At 42.7% G+C, this 18,270-nt stretch carries 15 protein-coding genes and 4 pseudogenes; 3 read left to right on the forward strand and 16 right to left on the reverse strand.

The features are described from left to right. Positions 1 to 6 precede the first annotated feature (6 nt). From ADU22_RS18000 to ADU22_RS25650, 7 genes and pseudogenes are all read right to left on the reverse strand, one after another. On the reverse strand, positions 7 to 795 hold the full coding sequence (locus ADU22_RS18000) for an enoyl-CoA hydratase/isomerase family protein (protein WP_053363398.1): 789 nt from the start codon (positions 793 to 795) through the stop codon (positions 7 to 9). 184 nt (positions 796 to 979) lie between these two features. Beyond that, entirely contained in the window at positions 980 to 1,273 is a 294-nt protein-coding gene (locus ADU22_RS18005) for an antibiotic biosynthesis monooxygenase family protein (RefSeq protein WP_053363399.1), read from the reverse strand. A 21-nt stretch (positions 1,274 to 1,294) separates the two neighbouring features. After that, positions 1,295 to 2,179 (reverse strand): VOC family protein, encoded by an 885-nt coding sequence (locus ADU22_RS18010; protein ID WP_053363400.1) that lies wholly within the window; start codon positions 2,177 to 2,179, stop codon positions 1,295 to 1,297. 204 nt (positions 2,180 to 2,383) lie between these two features. Beyond that, a complete protein-coding gene (mhpA, locus tag ADU22_RS18015; RefSeq protein WP_053363401.1) occupies positions 2,384 to 3,955 on the reverse strand; it encodes a bifunctional 3-(3-hydroxy-phenyl)propionate/3-hydroxycinnamic acid hydroxylase MhpA in 1,572 nt (523 codons plus the stop codon). 180 nt (positions 3,956 to 4,135) lie between these two features. Beyond that, entirely contained in the window at positions 4,136 to 4,972 is an 837-nt protein-coding gene (locus tag ADU22_RS18020) for a fumarylacetoacetate hydrolase family protein (protein ID WP_231687905.1), read from the reverse strand. Between the two features lie 179 nt (positions 4,973 to 5,151). Then, complete coding sequence (locus tag ADU22_RS18025) at positions 5,152 to 5,886, reverse strand: FadR/GntR family transcriptional regulator (RefSeq protein WP_053363403.1); 735 nt, start codon at positions 5,884 to 5,886, stop codon at positions 5,152 to 5,154. Between the two features lie 314 nt (positions 5,887 to 6,200). Beyond that, a pseudogene (locus ADU22_RS25650) lies at positions 6,201 to 6,311 on the reverse strand (CPCC family cysteine-rich protein); the annotation flags it as partial. Positions 6,312 to 6,486: 175 nt separating this feature from the next. Here ADU22_RS25650 and ADU22_RS18030 point away from each other — a divergent pair. Further along, entirely contained in the window at positions 6,487 to 6,996 is a 510-nt protein-coding gene (locus ADU22_RS18030) for a hypothetical protein (protein ID WP_053363404.1), read from the forward strand. A gap of 204 nt (positions 6,997 to 7,200) precedes the next feature. Here ADU22_RS18030 and ADU22_RS18035 read toward each other — a convergent pair whose 3' ends face one another. Together ADU22_RS18035 and ADU22_RS24775 are read right to left on the reverse strand one after the other, a co-directional pair. Then, positions 7,201 to 8,913, reverse strand: a complete 1,713-nt coding sequence (locus ADU22_RS18035; protein ID WP_053363405.1) for an alpha-keto acid decarboxylase family protein — start codon at positions 8,911 to 8,913, stop codon at positions 7,201 to 7,203. A gap of 764 nt (positions 8,914 to 9,677) precedes the next feature. Next, a complete protein-coding gene (locus ADU22_RS24775) occupies positions 9,678 to 9,830 on the reverse strand; it encodes a hypothetical protein (protein WP_156324391.1) in 153 nt (50 codons plus the stop codon). A gap of 307 nt (positions 9,831 to 10,137) precedes the next feature. Here ADU22_RS24775 and ADU22_RS25275 point away from each other — a divergent pair. Beyond that, positions 10,138 to 10,493: pseudogene (locus tag ADU22_RS25275) on the forward strand (nucleotide excision repair endonuclease). A gap of 141 nt (positions 10,494 to 10,634) precedes the next feature. Here the strand turns inward: ADU22_RS25275 and ADU22_RS24370 are convergent. After that, positions 10,635 to 11,083 (reverse strand): annotated as a pseudogene (locus tag ADU22_RS24370) (pseudouridine synthase); the annotation flags it as partial. A 1-nt stretch (position 11,084) separates the two neighbouring features. Here ADU22_RS24370 and ADU22_RS25280 point away from each other — a divergent pair. After that, positions 11,085 to 11,246: pseudogene (locus ADU22_RS25280) on the forward strand (DUF6198 family protein); the annotation flags it as partial. 175 nt (positions 11,247 to 11,421) lie between these two features. Here the strand turns inward: ADU22_RS25280 and ADU22_RS18050 are convergent. The 6 genes from ADU22_RS18050 to ADU22_RS18075 form a co-directional block, all read right to left on the reverse strand. Beyond that, complete coding sequence (locus ADU22_RS18050; protein WP_053363407.1) at positions 11,422 to 11,679, reverse strand: hypothetical protein; 258 nt, start codon at positions 11,677 to 11,679, stop codon at positions 11,422 to 11,424. A 579-nt stretch (positions 11,680 to 12,258) separates the two neighbouring features. Further along, a complete protein-coding gene (locus tag ADU22_RS18055; protein WP_197280086.1) occupies positions 12,259 to 13,983 on the reverse strand; it encodes a CocE/NonD family hydrolase in 1,725 nt (574 codons plus the stop codon). Between the two features lie 52 nt (positions 13,984 to 14,035). Then, positions 14,036 to 15,208, reverse strand: coding sequence for a M20 family metallopeptidase (locus ADU22_RS18060; RefSeq protein WP_053363409.1), 1,173 nt, complete (start codon positions 15,206 to 15,208; stop codon positions 14,036 to 14,038). Between the two features lie 81 nt (positions 15,209 to 15,289). Continuing rightward, positions 15,290 to 16,339, reverse strand: coding sequence for an alpha/beta fold hydrolase (locus ADU22_RS18065; protein WP_082252912.1), 1,050 nt, complete (start codon positions 16,337 to 16,339; stop codon positions 15,290 to 15,292). Positions 16,340 to 16,354: 15 nt separating this feature from the next. After that, the gene (locus tag ADU22_RS18070; RefSeq protein ID WP_053363410.1) at positions 16,355 to 16,918 is read right to left on the reverse strand and encodes a hypothetical protein; all 564 of its coding nucleotides are present in this window, start codon (positions 16,916 to 16,918) and stop codon (positions 16,355 to 16,357) included. A gap of 28 nt (positions 16,919 to 16,946) precedes the next feature. Next, complete coding sequence (locus ADU22_RS18075; protein WP_053363411.1) at positions 16,947 to 18,269, reverse strand: MFS transporter; 1,323 nt, start codon at positions 18,267 to 18,269, stop codon at positions 16,947 to 16,949. Position 18,270: the final 1 nt, after the last annotated feature.

Here is an 18,270-nt window from a genome sequence, read left to right on the forward strand (position 1 = left end):
CAGTGACTACTTTTTCAAAAAGTTAGGCTCGCGTTTTGTCAAAAATGCTGAAATTCCTTCTTTCCCTTCTTCACTGCTCGCTCTGTCAGCGAGTAAAATAGATTCATTGGCCATCTGTGATTCCAATGTTTCCTGCATCGATTGATAAAATAACTTCTTCGTTTCGCCGTAGGCATTCATTGGTCCATTCGCCAGCGTTTCGGCCAATTCCAACACGACTTCCATTAATTTGTCTTCAGAGACGACATGGTTTACGATTCCCCACTCACATGCCTCGTCTGCGTCCAGGCTGCGGTTGGAGTACATTAGCTCCAGTGCCCGTTTCATGCCGACAAGGCGCGGCAGAAAATAGCTCCCCGATCCATCAGGAGTTAACCCGATTTTGTTATACGCCATCACAAATTTTGCATTTTCGCTGCAATAGGACATGTCGCATGCACAAACTAAGCTCATACCGGCACCAGCAGCGACTCCATTTACAGCACCAATAAAGGGTTTGTTCATTCTAGTAAAATAAGAAATGGCTTGATGTAGATAAGCTGTTACATTTTTGAGATGAGCACCGATTTTTTCTCCTTCTTGGGCAAAGCTCTTTAAATCTCCCCCCACTGAAAACCTTTTTCCAGCACCTGTAAGCACAACAGAACGAATTCCTTCACTTTCTGAACAAAGAATCGCTGCGTCCATCAGTTCTTTGGCCATCTGTAAATCAATAGCATTCCCGACTTCCGGCCGTTTCAAGGTGATGATTCCTACATGATTTTGAATGGATAATTCTACACAATTGTATTCCATAGGTACTCCTCCTTCTCTTATGATCCAGTCCCTTAATACTGTCCTTCCATACCTTCAAAGTAATTAATTTCAAAACCTCAACCCGTCTGTCTATGCCCTGACTTGTTTTCTTTATATACAATTCTTTTACACTGCCTTTACGGAAAAATGGGGATTGAAATACCATCCCCATTCTGTAAGTCTATTAAATCTGAACTTCTTGATAATGCTCTACAGTTGGTGGGTGTAAATAGTATGGACCGATCAACGCTTTCAATTCCTCGAAAGCAGGTGAATTTTTAAAATGGACTACATGATCCTCCACAGTTTCCCATTCGATGGCCACCAAATATTTATTTTCCTGTTCAACACAGCGCTTCAGTTCGGAACCTAAACAACCATGTGCAGCATGGACAAGATTGGCTGCTTTTTGAAAAGCTTGTTCAAAATCTTGCTCAGTTCCCGGCTTCACTTCCAGTAAAAACGTTTCTTGTACCATATTAAAGGCTCCTAGTTTGTTTTAAATTTTTGCCAAGTCGACGTCAAATTCTGTCCCCCAGGCACTTAAGGCTTCCCAAACCTTTGGTTTCATTGGTAATTCCTCATGCCATGGCCGTGGTTCAAAAATGCCCAGCTCCGGTACGAGAACATCCAAATCTGTATACAGCTCGACGACATTCTCTTCAGGGTCATGGTGATAGGTCGCAATATTATGTCCAGCCGTATGGCGGGAAGGCCCCCATAAAACCGGATGGCCATGCTTAGCCAATAGGTCGGAGCTTGCATATTGATGACTGGCATCTTTTAATTGAAAGGCAATATGGTGCAGACGGGTTTCATCTGAAGCCACGATATTTAAGACATGGTGGTCAGTATTACAGGTCAGGAAGTTGGCGAAACCTTCACCAATTTTATCTGTAAACGCAAACCCCAGAACCTGTTGGTAAAAATCAATCGTCTCCTTGAAATACTTTGCATAAAACGCAATATGACCCAATTTGTGAGGCAAAATCCCTGAAGTGCCAAAGCCAGCATTTGTTTGTTCGATGTCCGTAAATAAATCAAGCGAATTCCCAGCCGGGTCCTGTACTTCAATTAATTTGGAAACTCCTGGTTTGGTTCCTTCTTTAATGCTGGCACTGATTCCCTGGTCATGCAATTTCTCCAGCACTTCCTCAAGGCTAAGCTTTCCGTCCAACTGGTACCCATAACGGCGAATCCCTTTTTGGTCTGACGGTGTAATGACAATATTATGATGGTCAAGCGCGTTCGTTAAATACGTAACGCCGTTTCTTTCTTCTGTGATCCGGTAGCCCATCGTCTTGGTGTAATAATCCACCATCCTTGTAGCGTCTTTCGCATAAAAATCAACATACGCCAACCGAAATGCCTTTACTTGTACCATCTTCCATCCTCCTAATTTATCAATTTTAATTACGATTCCATTATTAGACAGGTTTGATTTTTAATTGCTATACTAGTTGAAGTAGACTTTGCAAGAGTCTATTGAAGTTCTGCCGCTAATTTGTCCTACCAAATTAGCAGTTTGCTTTTTAGCAAGGCAGTTTTGTTCGTGAACCAGTGACTGCTTGAGATACGATAGGGAAGGTTATCCAGCAGTTGCTGTGTTCAAATAAGTTCCCATTTGTTCCACTAGATCCTCTACTACCACTGGCAAGTCAGCTAAGGAGGCACATCCTCCATAAAGGTAGAAATCTGGTCGAACCACAACGGCAGCAAACCCCGTTTCCTTAAAATACTGCTGATATTTTCCTTCGACGTCATACACCGTATGAGCCTCTAAGCCCGGATTATTTGAAATCGTAATAAATCGGCCTCCAATGGTTTTGAAAAATTCTATTTGTTCCTGCGATAATCCCTTTTGCGGGTCGTCCTCCAACCCAATGACCATCCAGCCACGGCCAACGACATCATCGAACAGGCCAGTTTTTCCTTCATGGTTCACCTTGCTTTGAAAAGAAAGTTTCCCGGTACTTAAGCCGCTTTCGCTCCGGCAGAAAATTCCTTCTGTCAAATGAGGAAAATCTGGAAACGGTGGAACATTCCCGCTGAAAAAGTCTTCATCGCGTTTGGCCGCTGCCACTGGGTCAGTGATACAAATCATCTTTCCTAAATAGAGAGCAGCTTCAACAAGCGTCTGATTGTGAGGTTTACGCTCTTCTGTATATGTCTCAAGAATTTGGTCTGCTGCTTTGCCACTCAGAACTAGATCGAGCTTCCAAGCCAGATTCATCGAATCGCGTAACCCGGAGCACAGTCCCTGCCCCATAAATGGCGGAGTTAAATGCGCTGCGTCTCCAGCCAGCATCAATCTGCCTTTGCGCCATTCATCGACCCACAAGCCTTTAAAAGTGTAAACGGCATGCCGTTCCAGAATGGAGTTAGCAGGCGTAATATCCCATGGCTCAAGCAGCTTCCATGCGACTTCTTCTTTGTTCAAGTCTTCCTTTGTCTCTCCTGGAAGAGCCATAAATTCCCAGCGTCTTCTTCCTGGCCCTCCGGAAACGACCGTAGTTGGCCGGGCAGGGTCGCATACTTGCAAATTCATAGGACTCCATTCGCGTTCTTCTTGCGGAATGACATCGACCACAAGCCAGTCGGCAGCAAAACCCAGGTCTGTGATGGTATGCTCCATGTTTTTACGCACAAAACTATTCGCTCCGTCACAGCCAACCACATATTTTGCAAAAACTTCGGTTACCTCGCCGTTTTCGTCCCGAACGGCCAGCTCAACATGATCATCGAATTCCGTCAGTCCAACCGCTTCGTGTCCAAGGCGGACATTTACATTGGGCTGTTTTCGACAGGCACCATCCATCACTTCTTCCAGTTGAGGCTGATTAAAAAACAGCTTCCCAGGCCAGCCGGAGATCCCAAACTGCGAAAAGTCCAAAGCCAACAAGGTTTCTCGCTTCGCATTGACCCACACATAGTCATCCGGTACAGGCACAGTCACTTTTTCAATTTCATTCACTGGCAGGATGCATTGTAAAATACGGGCAATTTCATCATCGAAAGTAACGGCTCGCGGCAGAATATAAGTCTTCGGAAATCGTTCATAAACGCCAACTTTCCAGCCCTTTTGACCTAATAATGCCGCAAGAAGCTTGGAAACCGGACCATAACCGACAATTGCCACATCAACGTTTTCGTGGTTCATACAACACACACCCCTATTCAATTAAGTTTTGACTTTCCGAAAACAAGAGATTGTAAGCGTATACATTATAATGAAGAAAAACTTGAACATTGATGATGTATTAATGGAGGAGTTATTGCAGCTGGGATTAATGCTGCCGGGATCCATCATAAGTGATAACTCCCGGCAGGTTCACAATGATTAGGAAATGGTTACTTTGCTTGCTACGACTTTGTTCACTTGTTCGCCGAGGTCAATCCTTCCGTCTGGGCTCTTAATGGAACAGCGAATCACATCGCCATCGTTAAGATATTTCCCTTTTGCTAATTGACCTTGTACCAGGGAACTCAATTTTTCACCATATGGAACTACAGGACTAGAGACTTGCGTTAATTCTTCTTTTGAAAGATTCAGCGCTACCCCGCCTGTTGTCCCGGTAATAACGAGATCGCCTTTTGACAGATCCATAATGCCGGACAGCTCTGTTAATGTTTCTGCCGGCTTGAATAATAACTGGTTGGTATTCGCCGACTGGCGCAATTCATCATTTACCCATAGATTTAATTCAAGATTATGAATCTCGTTGATTTCCTCTTTATCTAGCAGGTAGAAGTAAGGTCCTGTTGGTCCGAAGGTACGATAGCTTTTCCCTTTCAGCCATTGTCCCTCACTCAGCTGGACATCACGTGCCGAAACATCGTCGACAATCACGAGACCAGCGACATATTCATGAAGATTCTGATTGGTGACATCTACAGCTTCCGTAATCTCTTTGCCAATGACCAATCCCAGCTCGATTTCATAGTCCAGTAATTTTACATTCGAAGGGCGAACAATTTCAGAATAAGCACCACAAAGGGAACTGTCCGATTTGCTAAAAATCATGTTGAAAGGAGGACGAGCTGCCTCCAGCCCAGCTTCAGCGCGATGAGTGGAATAATTGGCGCCCTGGCAGACAATTCTAGCTGGTTTTGTTACCGGACTTAGGATGTTTACTTCCCCAAGGGAGAGGATCTCACTCGTTCCATGTGTTTTCACATCTCTTGCCTCTTCTGTTCCCTCTTCTAAAAAATGTGCTAAAGAGTCATAGGAATTTTTTAAGACAAGAATCGAATGATTTGATATAACTCCCCATTGAACTTGATTGTCCTTTTCAAATCTAACAATTTGCAAACCCATTTATAATCCTGCCCCTCTCTTTTTTGGTTTTCCCTAAACTATTTGTCGTTTTTGGTATCATTATCGTAGATTTGTTCTAAAATCCGTTTTACACGCAAGATGAGGTCCATCGTTTTTTGATGGGCGAGGGCCGCATCACGGTTCATTACGGCTTCAAAGATCGCACGATGTCTTTCTAAAGCTTCAGTTGTTGGCGAATCATACGGTGAGTCTTTATCCTCCGTCGCCGCGAGGATGGTCTTTTCGCGGCTAACGATCAGCGCTTTTTGAAGTGTTTTTATCGTACTAATAATTAAGTCATTATAAGAAGCCGTTACCAGCACGTTATGAAAATCATAGTCTGCCACCGCCCAGGCTTTCGAATCACCAATCGATTGCTCCATCCGGCTGAAAGCATCCTTGATTTTCATTCGATCCTCTTCCGTTGCCCTTGTTGCAGCCAAAGCAACTGCGGTAGGTTCAAGACCTAACCGTACTTCTGTTAAATGCAATAAAAAGTCTCGATTATTCTCGTCCTCAAGGACCCATGTAAGCACATCAATATTCCACCAACGCCATTCAGAGCGTGGGAGAACAACTGTACCTGAGCGCTGATTCGATTTCACCAATCCTAAGGTCGACAACCCTCTAAGCGCTTCGCGTACAACCGTTCGGCTAACCTGGAGGAGTTCACTTAAATCCTCTACCTTTGGTAAAATTTCACCCTGCCCCAGCTGGCCTGTCACTATTTTTCTTCCAAGCTCGTCAACGAGTTGGTCACTTCTGCTTTTCATACCGGAAACAGCCCCTATCCCAAATTTCTTAATTACTAGCATACTGTAACTTTGGGGAGGAGGAAAATTGGGGATTTGTGATTTTTCTTAAAACTTACACGACCTCCTTTAACAAAATAAATATTATTTATTTAAATATTATAATAAATAATATTTATTTTGGTGTCAATGATATTTTCTGAATTTTTACATAATGACTCTGATTCTTATTTAGATTAGAATCTAAAAAAATCGAAAAGACATCTCGGGAGAAAAAAATTAAAATGCAAAATGTTTAATATCAATTCTGCTTCTTCGGAACGATCGAAGTGCAACCGATATTGGTAACCACCATCTTCCCAAAAACAGATTTCACAAATGTCAAAAGTGTCTGGGGGTTCTTCTTCTAATGTTTTAAAACCACAACAAGGACAAGTATAATTCACTTTTTCCCCTCGTTAAATTTTATTTAATCCACTATCACCTTCAACTAACCTCCCCGTTCAATAAGGAATTCAATTAAAAATGCGTTAATTACAAACAATTTATATTTTAAGAAGATAGTAGGATGCCCCTTCTTCTTTCGTTTTATTTGCATATAATATGTTGGGGTGATTTAGAATGAAAAAATTGAAAAAGTTTGCTGTTGCTTTTTGGGTCGCTGTAATGCTGTTTTCAGGTGTGGGAGCTGCCAATCCTGTTGATGCTGCATGGTCCAAGGTTGAACAGTCACATTATGAAAAAGGGGTTTTAATTGGGTGGGCTGATGGCAATTCATTTGAAGTAAAAACATCTTCGGGTAAGTATATGGTTTTTAGGTCATCTAATAATTGGTATAAAAAGAATTTAATCTCAGGAAAATCGTACACCTATTATTATTACACAAATAAATATGGACAGAATATCATTACCAAAATTCAAAAAGATGAACAGTCACATTATGAAAAAGGGGTTTTGATCGGGTGGGCTGATGGCAATTCTTTTGAAGTGAAAACATCTTCGGGTAAGTATATGGTTTTTAGATCGTCTAATAATTGGTATAAAAAGAATTTAATCTCAGGAAAATCGTACACCTATTATTATTACACAAATAAATATGGGCAGAATATCATTACCAAAATCCAAAAGTGAATTAGAAAAAGCTTTGGGCATAAGTAATATGTACCCTATAGAGTAGACACTAAAAAAAGTCTCCTATAGGGTACTTTTTGTATAATTTTACAATTAAACATGAGGGATTGGGAGAACAGGTATGAGTCAAAAAATCGAATAATTGATAGGTCAGAAGACAAACTTTAATGGCCAGGTCCAATTTTCACATTGTTGCACGCGACACTATTTCTGGGTACGTTGCATCTCTAGCTTCTCCATATAGCTACGCATCCGTCGCACAAATTCGGGTGCGTCCATTGGATTCCCGGCAATTATTTCAATGATGCAGAGTCTTTCCGAAATCTCCTTTTCTGCATCGTTTATAGCCTGATCAAGCTCTCCATAGGTACGGACCGTAACGGTAAACGCGTTGCCGCCAAAGGCTTCGGCCAGCTTAGTGTAACTCCATCGAGGAATTTGGTTATACTTTTGATTGGCTGTTTTGACATTCAAATATTTCTCGATCGTATAACCTTCGTTGTTCAAGACGAAAATGATCGGCTTGCAGCGATAATAGAGCATGGAGCTGATTTCCTGGGCTGTTAGCTGGAGAGAGCCGTCACCTGTAAACAGGAGCACCCGTCGTTCTGGCGCGGCAATACTGGCACCGAAGGCCGATGGTATGGCATAGCCGATTGACCCCCAACCTACTTGCCCGATATATGTTACATTGCTCGGTAGTCTCACCTCCGCCATTCCATAGGAGAATGTCCCAATCTCGGCAATCACAATATCGTCCTCTTTCAGCATGCGTTGAAAACGGGGGTAATAGCCGGCTGCCACTAAAGGATCGTCGGCACTAGCGGTGACTTGATCGTAAGGAAAAGACAGTTTTCCATCCATCCCTCGGCCCTTGTAACCAACCTTCTGTACGGCAAGTAACATGTCGGCTGCCAGTACATTAGGATATTCCGCCTCAGCGACCTTGACCATATCCGGTTGAATATTGACCGTCACCTTTGGGTTTAGCTTTGCGGTAAAACTTGCGGTGTTGGTGTCCGCCCACACCAAGCCGACCGCAATGATACAGTCTGCATTTTCTACTGTGCTTTGAACTTCGGAACTTCCAAACGGGCCAAGGTTCATTCCAATATAGTTCTGATGAGCCTCATCGAATGCTCCCTTACCGAACCTCATCGTCACAACAGGCACGTTCATGGCGTCGGCAAGCTGCCGTACTGCTGTCTGAAGGCCGTAACGCATGGTTTTGACATCAACCAAAATAACCGGCCTCTTGGCATGCTTGAGCAACTGTCTGACATGATCTGCCGCGGCCTCAAGTGTTTTCAAGTTAGACAATCGACGTGTTAGCATTGGCACTTCACGGGCCATGATTGGCTTGGTCACTAAATTATCGGCAACAACCAAATATACTGGCTTTTTCTTCTCCTTGGCAATGCGAATCGCAGCCGGAATTTCAATCTTAGCGTTTTCAGTAGTAATCACCGCGGTATATGCCGTAATCTGCTCATACACCTTGCGGAAGACGTCAAAATTTCCATCCATTAAGGTGTGATGCATCATTTTGTGCTCCTTTTGATCCTTATCAGGAGGAGCGCCCACAATATGAATGATCGGCACATGCTCGCTATTGGCTCCAGCTATTGCATTACAGGCGCTTAGCTCCCCAACCCCGAACGTTGTAATAAGAGCAGAAATGCCTTTGACTCTTGCATAGCCATCCGCGGCGTAACCCGCGTTTAGTTCGTTCCTTCCACTTATAAATTGGATACCGTTATAACGCTCCAAAGTATCAAGCAGTGTGAAATTATAGTCCCCTGCAACGCCGAAAATATCGGTAATGCCCTCCAGCTTCAGGCAATCGAACAAATACTGTCCAACTGTTTTTTGTGCCGTTTCGGTTTGCATGCTGCCTGTATGCATCCTACTATCCATCACTCGCTCACTCCTTATCCTTTCTCGGGCTTTTTCTTCTTTATGGTCACCTTTCATAGAACAGGTTATCCATCTTGCAAATCGGCAAGAGATGTTCAAAAGTGATATGAAAAAGAGGGAGGGTAGTTGAAAAGCGGACCATATCCAACCAATTGGCAGCTGATTTATGCGTTGAACAACAAATTCTTCCCTACAACCGAAGAGAAAACGAACTTTTAGATTAGTCAATTTTGTTTTTCCGTTTCTATGTCTTCTCCTATTTTTGCAAAATAGTCGATTAAAAAATGATAATAATGAGTGGGGATATTGAGCCTAAACCAAGATAGAGGGTAGAAAAGAAGATTCCGAAAACGGTTGTTCTGAATACTCCTGTACCTCCAACAAAATTAGACCACAGATTTATGGTTCCTTTTTATTAAAACCCTAGTGTTTTTATAGGAATAATAGTATATAATGTTTTCTAGACAACTAGTATCTTAAAAAGATGGTGCCCTTACATGTATGATGAAACAGTGATGTATAAAGGAAAGCTTTACACAGTAATTTTTAAATACAGCTCCGGCTATTTGGAAATAAAAGCACAAGAAAGCCTATTTATTGTCGAACTAGTTCATGAATCAGAAGTTCAAAAAGTGACTAAATAATTTTTATATCGTAAATAGGTTCATTCATTCGATCATTTAAATGAATAACGGAGCTTAAGAATCACCCTTCCTCTTCTTCATTGCTGCCTTTTTTGATTATCATTGGAGAAGTAAACCGTTTTATTCCTTATTTATTTCAAACCTTTTTAAAAGCTCCTCCTTTACCCTTTCTTTATAATCGGCATTTTCCTTAGTAAATTGAATTTGAAGGCTCTTCGTTAATCTTTCGTAGGTCCTCAGCAATTCCTCATTTGTTAATTTCTTTAAATCCATTAAATACCCCCATTTCACAAGTTTGTCTTCAAATCCACGAAGTTTCATCCAGGATATGGGTCATATAAAAGCAGGATGAAATTGGTCATCTCTTCAGATTATTCATGCTGTTTGGTGGTTATTACTTCGTTACACTACTCCTTTAGGCTTCCACCCCATACCCCCGATTCAGTAAAAACCCTCCTATTTCGCTTAACGCCAGAACACATTGGCTAATGGGTGAGGATGAGAATGAACTATTAGTAAATAGCATTTTGGGTAACGCTGTTAGCATAAACGAAGATAATGAAAGAGGAAGTGAACGCTTGTGATCGACATAACCATTCCAAGACCCTATGTTACTATCACAAAACAGCAGAACCCTGAATTAAGCAATATTTATGGGTTCACTGATTTTCATCTTATCCCAAGAGACAAGGGTGGGATTTTTATGTTCTATAATCAGAATAAAGAGCTGCTGTTTGTTGGAAAGGCGAGAAAATTGAGGCCGAGAATAAAAAACATTCTGAGGATACGGTTTCTCCGATTAAGATACATAGAGATGAAGTAACTAAAATCGAGGTTTGTGTGATTGATGACCCTGTCCATCGGGTAATTTATGAAACATATATCATTAATGAACTTAAGTCTAAGTACAATATTGACAAGGCGTTTTTTAGATAAAGTTAATCACCAAGGTATTTTCCAGAACCCAAGCCCGAAACAACGGACTCGCCAATTGGCGAGTTTTTATTTATAGATAAAATGAAAAAAGAAGCGACATGTTTAATCGCTCCTCTCTAAAATTATTTACCCCTGAAGCTTTCACCATTCCTTCGGGTCATAGTTCAGGTCTCTTAATAATTGGGTTTTCTCTTTCTTTGATAAATTTCTCCATTGTCCAGGCGGGAGGTTTCCGAGATGGATATTCATGATCCGTGTCCATTGCAGCCGGTAAACCTCATAGGCTTACGCTTCGCACATGCGGCGAATTTGGCGATTCAGCCCTTGAGTCAAAATTATTTCAAACTCAAATTTTGATAAAGGCGTTACTTTGCATGGAAGGATTTTTGTTCCCAGGATCCTGACTCCCTCCGACATCTGCTTCACAAACTCTTGTCTATGGAAACGATATATTCTTTTTCATGTTTATGTTCGGCTCGCAGGATTTCATTAACGATGTCGCCATTCTTTGTTAAAAGGATCAAGCCTTCAGAATCTTTATCCAGCCGGCCGATATTAAAAATCCTTAATGGAAGGTTGACTAAATTTATTTTTGGCCTTGTTTTAATTGGATATGGAATCGGGCTTTATGTATCAGCTGACCTGGGTTCGGGACCGCGTGACAGCATGATGATCATGATGGCTGAGAAAACGGGATGGAGCATCCAATGGGTCCGAAGTGGGATGGAACTTTTTGTACTCATATTGGGCTGGATGCTAGAATGTTATTATAAGCACAGACATCCTCCAATATTAGGAAGTTTAGGGGTTAAGGCTCCTTTTTAAACTTATACTTCCTACATTTTCATGGGATTTTCACTAAAATCTTTTTATTTATTTTACATGAAAATAGAGGATTGGTTATAGATTGTTTTGGCAGCTACATAAGTTATAGCCCTGAAGCTAATAAGGATTCATCTTTTAGTTTATATGTAAAATGAATGAATTCCTCCAGATCCTCCTGGTCTATTACCTGTTCAAAGTCACATGGTTTTCCTAAGGTAATTCCCCTTTGGCTAGCAACTGAAATCATTAAACCTAACTCATAATACATTTTTTTCGATAATAATCCATTTTCAATGTTCTTCACTATTTCATTGAAAAAAGCAACCAAAAAGTCAGTAGGTAACTTTTCATAAAACTCCATGATTTACATCTCCCCTTTTAAACCTTTAAAAAAATCGATTCCCTTTTTCCCCATTATAAATAAGCGATTGTAGATGTTTGTCGATTTAATTGAACTTTTACAAACATTTTACCAGTCATTTATCTTTCTTCATGTTAGGAATTTTGAGAGCTGATCCTTTATCATATTTACAAAAGGTCATTATATCTTTAGAAAAATCATCCTTAGTCTAATCTAATATTGGCTCACCTTACACCACTACAATGACGGCTACTGCCACCGTTCCCACTTATTATCATAATTGTAAACGCTTACAATTTCAAGTGGATATTTATTAGCATAAGACCAAACAGTATGTTCATTAAGGAATCCAACAAAAAAGTGCGTTGATCACTTGGATCGACGCACCCTTTCGTATCATAAGGTCAGCCGGATATTTCTGGTTGACCCTATTTTATATGGTTTTTTCATTACCGTAGCTGGGGCAAACAGAAGCGCCTGCGGGATTTAATCTCGTCAAGGAAAAAGCAGAAAAACATAGGTTAGTATGGCTTGGACAACGGATAAACCTGCAGCCCAAAGCGCCCTTCTGTATTTTTACTAGGGAATGACTGGCAATAGGATATGCGATGGATATTTTTCACTATGATAGATTTTTTGGGTAGCCGCGATCATTTCTTTACTGTCTTTCCCGGATTCCCCTGTATTGAGATTCCGGTCAAAACGCGGGAAATTGCTGCTTGTGATTTCTACACGTAGCTTATGGCCTTTTTTAAACACATTGCTCGTTGCCAGCAAGTCAATTTCATAGCGGTAGACTTCATTTGGGGTAATGAACGATGCTGGCTGATTATTCTCCCGGTATTTGGCGCGAATAATCCCGTCTGCAATATTGATGGCTTTCCCATTCGGATGAACATCGACCAGCTTTGCGGTAAAATCAGTGTCAACAGCAGAGCTTGACGCATAAAGGATGACTTTCACCGGCCCGGTAACTTCCACATCCTCTGTCAATATCTCGCTACTGTAGACTAATACATCCTCCCGCTCCTCAAGATATTGTTGGTCAATCGGCCCCCTTGGGTAATTCGCAGGCAATAAATGGTTACCTCCCAGAGTCGGAACGGGATTGGCCGGGTCGTATACATAAGTGTCGAAATTCTCGTCCTGCGGCATGTTAATCGATAAGCTGCCATCGCCATTCTTTGTATTGGCCTTCCCGTTACTCTTGAAATAATACGGAGTATAAACGGTCCGTTGTAATGGCCACTCCTGTTCGCTGCGCCATTTATTCTCGCCCATGACAAAGATTTTCACTCGAGCCTCATCGATAATCCCATTCTGAATTCCTTTTAGCCAATAATCAAACCACTGTAATTGCAAGCTCGTTAAATCGGTTTTCATATCAAGCAGCAAACTTGATGCGCTTAATCCGAAATTCAATTCTCCGACCTGCGGGGCAAAACCGGCATGGGCCCAAGGGCCAATCATCAGCTTTGTATGTTTTTTGTGTTTCCAGGTTTCATAGTGTTCGAGGTCCTGGCCTAATAAAAGATCATACCAGCCGGCAAGGCCAAACACAGGAACATCGAGCCGTTCCGACTTTTCCTTCAGCCCGATTTCCTGATGGAATTCATCCCGCATGTCGTGTTCCAAAATATCCTGAACAAACGAGGCGAAGTTATCGCCAAGTTTGAGCCATTCGCTGTCTTGTAGCGGTAATTGCTGAAATCCCGCCTCTTCAATATGGTCAATTGAATCAACAAGCTGCATGAATTCCCGGCCAAAGTCTTCCTTCCCTTTTTTGGCCTTCACCACCGCATTCGGTCCAATCGTGGCTAACGACCATGAAATCAACAGACCCAGTTCGAGCGCTCCGCCTCGATACATGAACGCATCGGCTCCCCAAGTAATTGGAAAAATGGCTTTCAGATGCGGCGGCTGCATGGCTGCCGCCTGAAATTGCGTCATTCCCTTATATGACAGGCCATACATCCCGACATTCCCATCACTATAAGGCAAGGAGGCGGCCCACTCTACTGAATCAAACCCATCCTGATACTCATTTTTATAGATGTAAAACGGCTCCCCCTCTGATTCGAACCTGCCGCGGACATCTTGAATGATGACAACATAACCCTGATGAGCAGCTGCAATGGGATCCAACACCATGGTTGTCAACGGAAGAAACGCCTTGTTGTATGGTGTCCGCTGAAGCAATACAGGATATTTCCCTTCCCCCTGAGGCCGGAAGACATCTGCGTATAGCATTGTTCCGTCTCTCATCACGGCCGGCACATTCTTTTCGTGAATGATACTGCTCAAAAAAATCTCTCCTTCCTTAGCTACCGCACTTTCTTCCCCTACCATTCAATTGCTACTCTTCCCCCAAATAATCAACTGCCAGCGCGATAAAATAGTGAATTGATTCGATGAACTTATCGATCTCGACATATTCATTTGGCTGATGGGCAAGTGTCGGGATTCCTGGACCAAAGATGAAGGTGGGAACCTGCAGGTGCGGGGTGTAAACGGATGCGTCCGTATAATAATTCACACCTGTTGGCTTCAATTCCAGGTTCAGATGGTTTTTTCCTGTCTCGATCGCAAGCTTTATAAAGTCATCAGATTCGTCTGTGCCCACCGATGCCATGCTGTTTAAGACAGTAATCTCATAATCGGCGGCAGTAGACGCTACCAATTCCTCAATATCTTTTAAAATTTGCTCATTGCTCTGCCCGGGAACGGTTCGGATATCAATGGTCATCTTGCATTGGTCAGGAACCACATTCGTTTTGACTCCGCCTTCGATTGTTCCGATATTCAGCGTCGGATGGCCTAAAACCGCGTGTGGCGTGTATTGGAACTGATAGGTTTGCAGAAGGTTGATGATTTCATTCATCTTTAGAACCGCATTTATTCCCTTGTCAGGCATCGAACCATGGGCCGTTTTTCCGTAGGTGGTGATTTCCAGCCATAAACAGCCTTTATGGGCATGGAAAAGTTGATTTTCACTCGGTTCTGATACCACTAAGGCGGTGGCCTTGTCGATCTGTCCCTTTTCCACTACTTTTTTCGCACCAAATCCGTCTACCTCTTCACCCGCTGTCCCGACAAACTGCAGCTTCCCGTTTAGCTTCACTCCGGCCTCATCCAAATACTTCAAAGCAAGGATCATCGCCGCGACCCCGCTTTTCATATCCGTTGTCCCGCGGCCGTATACCTTATTAGCGACCACCTTCCCGGAAAACGGGTCATGCTCCCACTTTACCTTTCCCGTCGGAACGGTATCAAAATGACCACTGTATACCAAGTAAGGATCATCACTTCCCCCATTCGGGTATGTAACGAATAGATTCGCCCGGTTGTCCCCCAGGTCATCCAATTCCACCTGAAGACTCGTCGAATGTAAAAAAGCTTGGATCACCTCGGCGACATTTTTTTCATTTCCTGGCGGATTCACACTATTCACCTGAATTAACGATTGCAAGAATTGAACTGCTTCCTTTTCGTCAATTCTGTCAAAAACCTTTGATTGTATAACAGCCATAAAGATTCCTCCCTTTAGGTTATTGATCATACCGCCCGTTTGAGAAATTTCCTCAAACGGGCAGTTAGTCAATATGGAGTATTACTGTGAATGCTCTCCAAGCCAATCTTCCAAAATTCCATTTAATTTTCCCGTCATCGCCAGCGAGACATGGCCGGCTTCCACACTTAAGTAGGTTTTATCCTTGCTTGACACTAAATCCATTAATGGCAGGCTCTGGCCTTCCGGAATCAGCGTATCGTTTTTCGAACTGACCACCAGCATGTTTGCGGTGATTTTTCCTAAATCGACCTTTTGGCCATGAATGGTGAATTCGCCTTTTACCAGCTTATTTTCTTTAAAAAGATCGTTGGTCAACTGGCGAAAGGCGCCGCCAGTTAACGGTACATGGCCGCTATTCCATTTATTCATCCGCTTCCACTTTTCTACAAACACATTATCATTTGCACGAGCCAGAAGGTTGACGTACGGACTGTTATAAATCGGTGCCGTCACCGACCGGAACATCGCCTCCACGTAAACAGGCGGAATCACTCCGTATACCTCGATCAGCCGATCCGCTTTGAATCCGTTGTCTTTCAGTGCTTCCTCCCATTTATCCGGAAGCGCTGAAACGCTAAAATCGATCGGAACGGTTGCAACAACCAGGTTTCGAATCGGTTCCTCCGCAATCGCGGCATACATTGCCGCGAATGTTCCGCCCAAACAATAGCCTATGACCGACACTTCCTCCGCTTTTGAATGCCGTAACGCGCGCTTTACCGCTTTTGAAATATAGTCGGCGATATAGTTTTCAATATTCAGTTCTTTATCTTCGTATCCGGCAATTCCCCAATCCAATAAATAGACATCATAGCCATTGTTTACTAACCCTTCCATCACACTTGATCCCGGGGCAAAATCGAGGATCGATGGAGTATTAAATAGCGAATAAATCATAAATATTGGTATGTCATATTTCTTTTCCTCAGGGGCATAATGCCACAGCGTTGCTTTATTTTTTTTCCAAACAAGTTTTCTCGGGGTGTTATTGGAACTAGGCTCAGGTCCGATAATCGCATTCGTAAATTCTGTCCAACGCTCGATTTCTTTTTGATAATTAAAAGTGGTGCTCGTTGCTGTTGCCAACATGATTCCTCCTTCCTATCATTTGGATAACGGTACTAATTCACGTTCCTTGGTCACATTAGCTTCTGCCAATTGTGCTTTGAGACTGGCAATCTCCTCTTTTAAGCTATTCATCCCGGCTAATTCCCTTTTTAGCTCAATGAGTTCGAAGTGAATCTCGTCTACCTTTTGCCGCTCTTTTTTGTCTTGTTCCTGCTCTGTTTTAAGTTGCTTGATTTGCTTGTTGATGCTTCGGGAAACCTCGGTTAAACGATCAAGCTTCTTATTTGCGGATTCGATGGAATCCTCTACATTCCAAAATTCTTCTTCCAATGCTTCCAGTTTTTCCTCTGCTTGTATCGACAGCTTCGTTGCATTGGCGAGGTCTTGTTTCGTCGGCAACTGAAACTGATTGATCAATAGCTGCTGATTTTTTTGAAACATCTCCATATACCGCAGCTGCAAATCCGTTGCTCCCTGCGAGAACTTTACATAGTCAGAACTGTTTGTCCAAAATTGGATCGCATCATTTGCTTGCTTTTCCCAGCTATTCATCCATTTTTTCCATGCTTCATATGGGTCATATGTTCTGCTGCCCGTCATTCCAATCCCCCGTTTCTTTAATAAGCACTTAAACGACTGATTTCTGTTCATCCAGTTTGGATGATACCTGAGTGTCTTTGTTTTCCTTTAGAATAAAGGCACATAACGCTGCTAAAGCGGACACAATCGCAAAAAAGATAAAGACCTTGCTAAAATCCTGTGTTCCATTGGCACCAACGGTCACGAGATAACCAGCAATCAGCGGCGAGACAAAGGAACCCATTTGGCCGATTCCGTTTGCCAGCCCTGTGGCACTTCCAACAATTTCTTTAGGATAGCGTTTTGGCAAATAGGCATAGATGGAGCCAAAGTTCAGGTTAACGAAGAAGCCCACCAGCAAGAGCAATGTCAGCAGCATACCTGTATTGCCTTTATCGACGGAACCAAGCATCCATAGCACTGGAATGCTTCCAAGATACCCAATCAGGGCCACCGGCTTCATGCGATGAACGACGTTATCCATCAGCCAGCCTCCGAGCATCATCGCAAAGAATGCGACAATATAGGGAGCGGATGCGAACAGACCCATTTCCTTTAAATTCAACCCATGCTGTGTCACCAGGAACGAAGTTAACCATGTAGATGTTCCCCAATAAACAGCCAGCTGGCAAAATAAACACAAGGTAAAGACGTAGAAATTAAGATCCTTAAGGAAAACTCCGTAGCTTTTTCGTTTTTCTTCCTTCGTTATTTTAACTGGACCAACATTGTTTTCCTCTATTTCCTGATCCTCGCTTAATCTCCCTTTTTCAATCATCTCTTTTGGAGAATCCGCGACAAAACGCCATAACAGGAAGATGGCAAGTACACCTGGAATGGCCAGAACGAAGAATACCGGTCTCCAGGCACCGTCAAAGAAGTAAATGGAAATACTGGTGACGATGACGGGGACGATGGCTGGTGCCACTGCCCATGATGTCGCAAAGAATGAGACGGCCCGCCCTCGTTCTTTAAATGGGAACCAATTATTGATGGCACGGATTGCAGGTGCGAAATGGTGTCCTTCTCCAAGACCCAAGCCGATTCGAAGTGCGATAAACTGGGCGAAATTTTTCACGACTCCGGTTAATGCGGTGACGAATGTAAAGACGATGACGGCAATATACATGACTTTTTTTGAGCCGAATTTATCAGCCAGAAAACCGGCGCTGATTTGCGCGGCTGCATAGGCAAAGAAAAACACGGAAGCCAGCTGTCCGACTTCGACTGGAGTTAAATTCAAATCTTGTTGGATATAAGGCAAAAAGGTTAGAACCGCCATTCGGTCAAAATAGTTAATGATGTAGACCAGCCAAAGGATGATTAGAACCCAATACCGATATCCCCATGCTTTTTTCATAACAGTAGACATT

It is taken from the genome of Bacillus sp. FJAT-27251, from assembly GCF_001273925.1.
Classification (GTDB): Bacteria; Bacillota; Bacilli; order Bacillales; family Cytobacillaceae; genus Mesobacillus_B.

Excerpts from the sequence above, each read along its gene's own strand:
- ADU22_RS18000 (WP_053363398.1), bottom strand. The coding sequence starts at position 795 with ATGGAATACAATTGTGTAGAATTATCCATTCAAAATCATGTAGGAATC.
- ADU22_RS18005 (WP_053363399.1), bottom strand. The coding sequence starts at position 1,273 with ATGGTACAAGAAACGTTTTTACTGGAAGTGAAGCCGGGAACTGAGCAA.
- ADU22_RS18010 (WP_053363400.1), bottom strand. The coding sequence starts at position 2,179 with ATGGTACAAGTAAAGGCATTTCGGTTGGCGTATGTTGATTTTTATGCG.
- mhpA (WP_053363401.1), bottom strand. The coding sequence starts at position 3,955 with ATGAACCACGAAAACGTTGATGTGGCAATTGTCGGTTATGGTCCGGTT.
- ADU22_RS18025 (WP_053363403.1), bottom strand. The coding sequence starts at position 5,886 with ATGAAAAGCAGAAGTGACCAACTCGTTGACGAGCTTGGAAGAAAAATA.
- ADU22_RS18030 (WP_053363404.1), top strand. The coding sequence starts at position 6,487 with ATGAAAAAATTGAAAAAGTTTGCTGTTGCTTTTTGGGTCGCTGTAATG.
- ADU22_RS18035 (WP_053363405.1), bottom strand. The coding sequence starts at position 8,913 with ATGGATAGTAGGATGCATACAGGCAGCATGCAAACCGAAACGGCACAA.
- ADU22_RS24775 (WP_156324391.1), bottom strand. The coding sequence starts at position 9,830 with ATGGATTTAAAGAAATTAACAAATGAGGAATTGCTGAGGACCTACGAA.
- ADU22_RS18050 (WP_053363407.1), bottom strand. The coding sequence starts at position 11,679 with ATGGAGTTTTATGAAAAGTTACCTACTGACTTTTTGGTTGCTTTTTTC.
- ADU22_RS18060 (WP_053363409.1), bottom strand. The coding sequence starts at position 15,208 with ATGGCTGTTATACAATCAAAGGTTTTTGACAGAATTGACGAAAAGGAA.
- ADU22_RS18065 (WP_082252912.1), bottom strand. The coding sequence starts at position 16,339 with ATGTTGGCAACAGCAACGAGCACCACTTTTAATTATCAAAAAGAAATC.
- ADU22_RS18070 (WP_053363410.1), bottom strand. The coding sequence starts at position 16,918 with ATGACGGGCAGCAGAACATATGACCCATATGAAGCATGGAAAAAATGG.
- ADU22_RS18075 (WP_053363411.1), bottom strand. The coding sequence starts at position 18,269 with ATGTCTACTGTTATGAAAAAAGCATGGGGATATCGGTATTGGGTTCTA.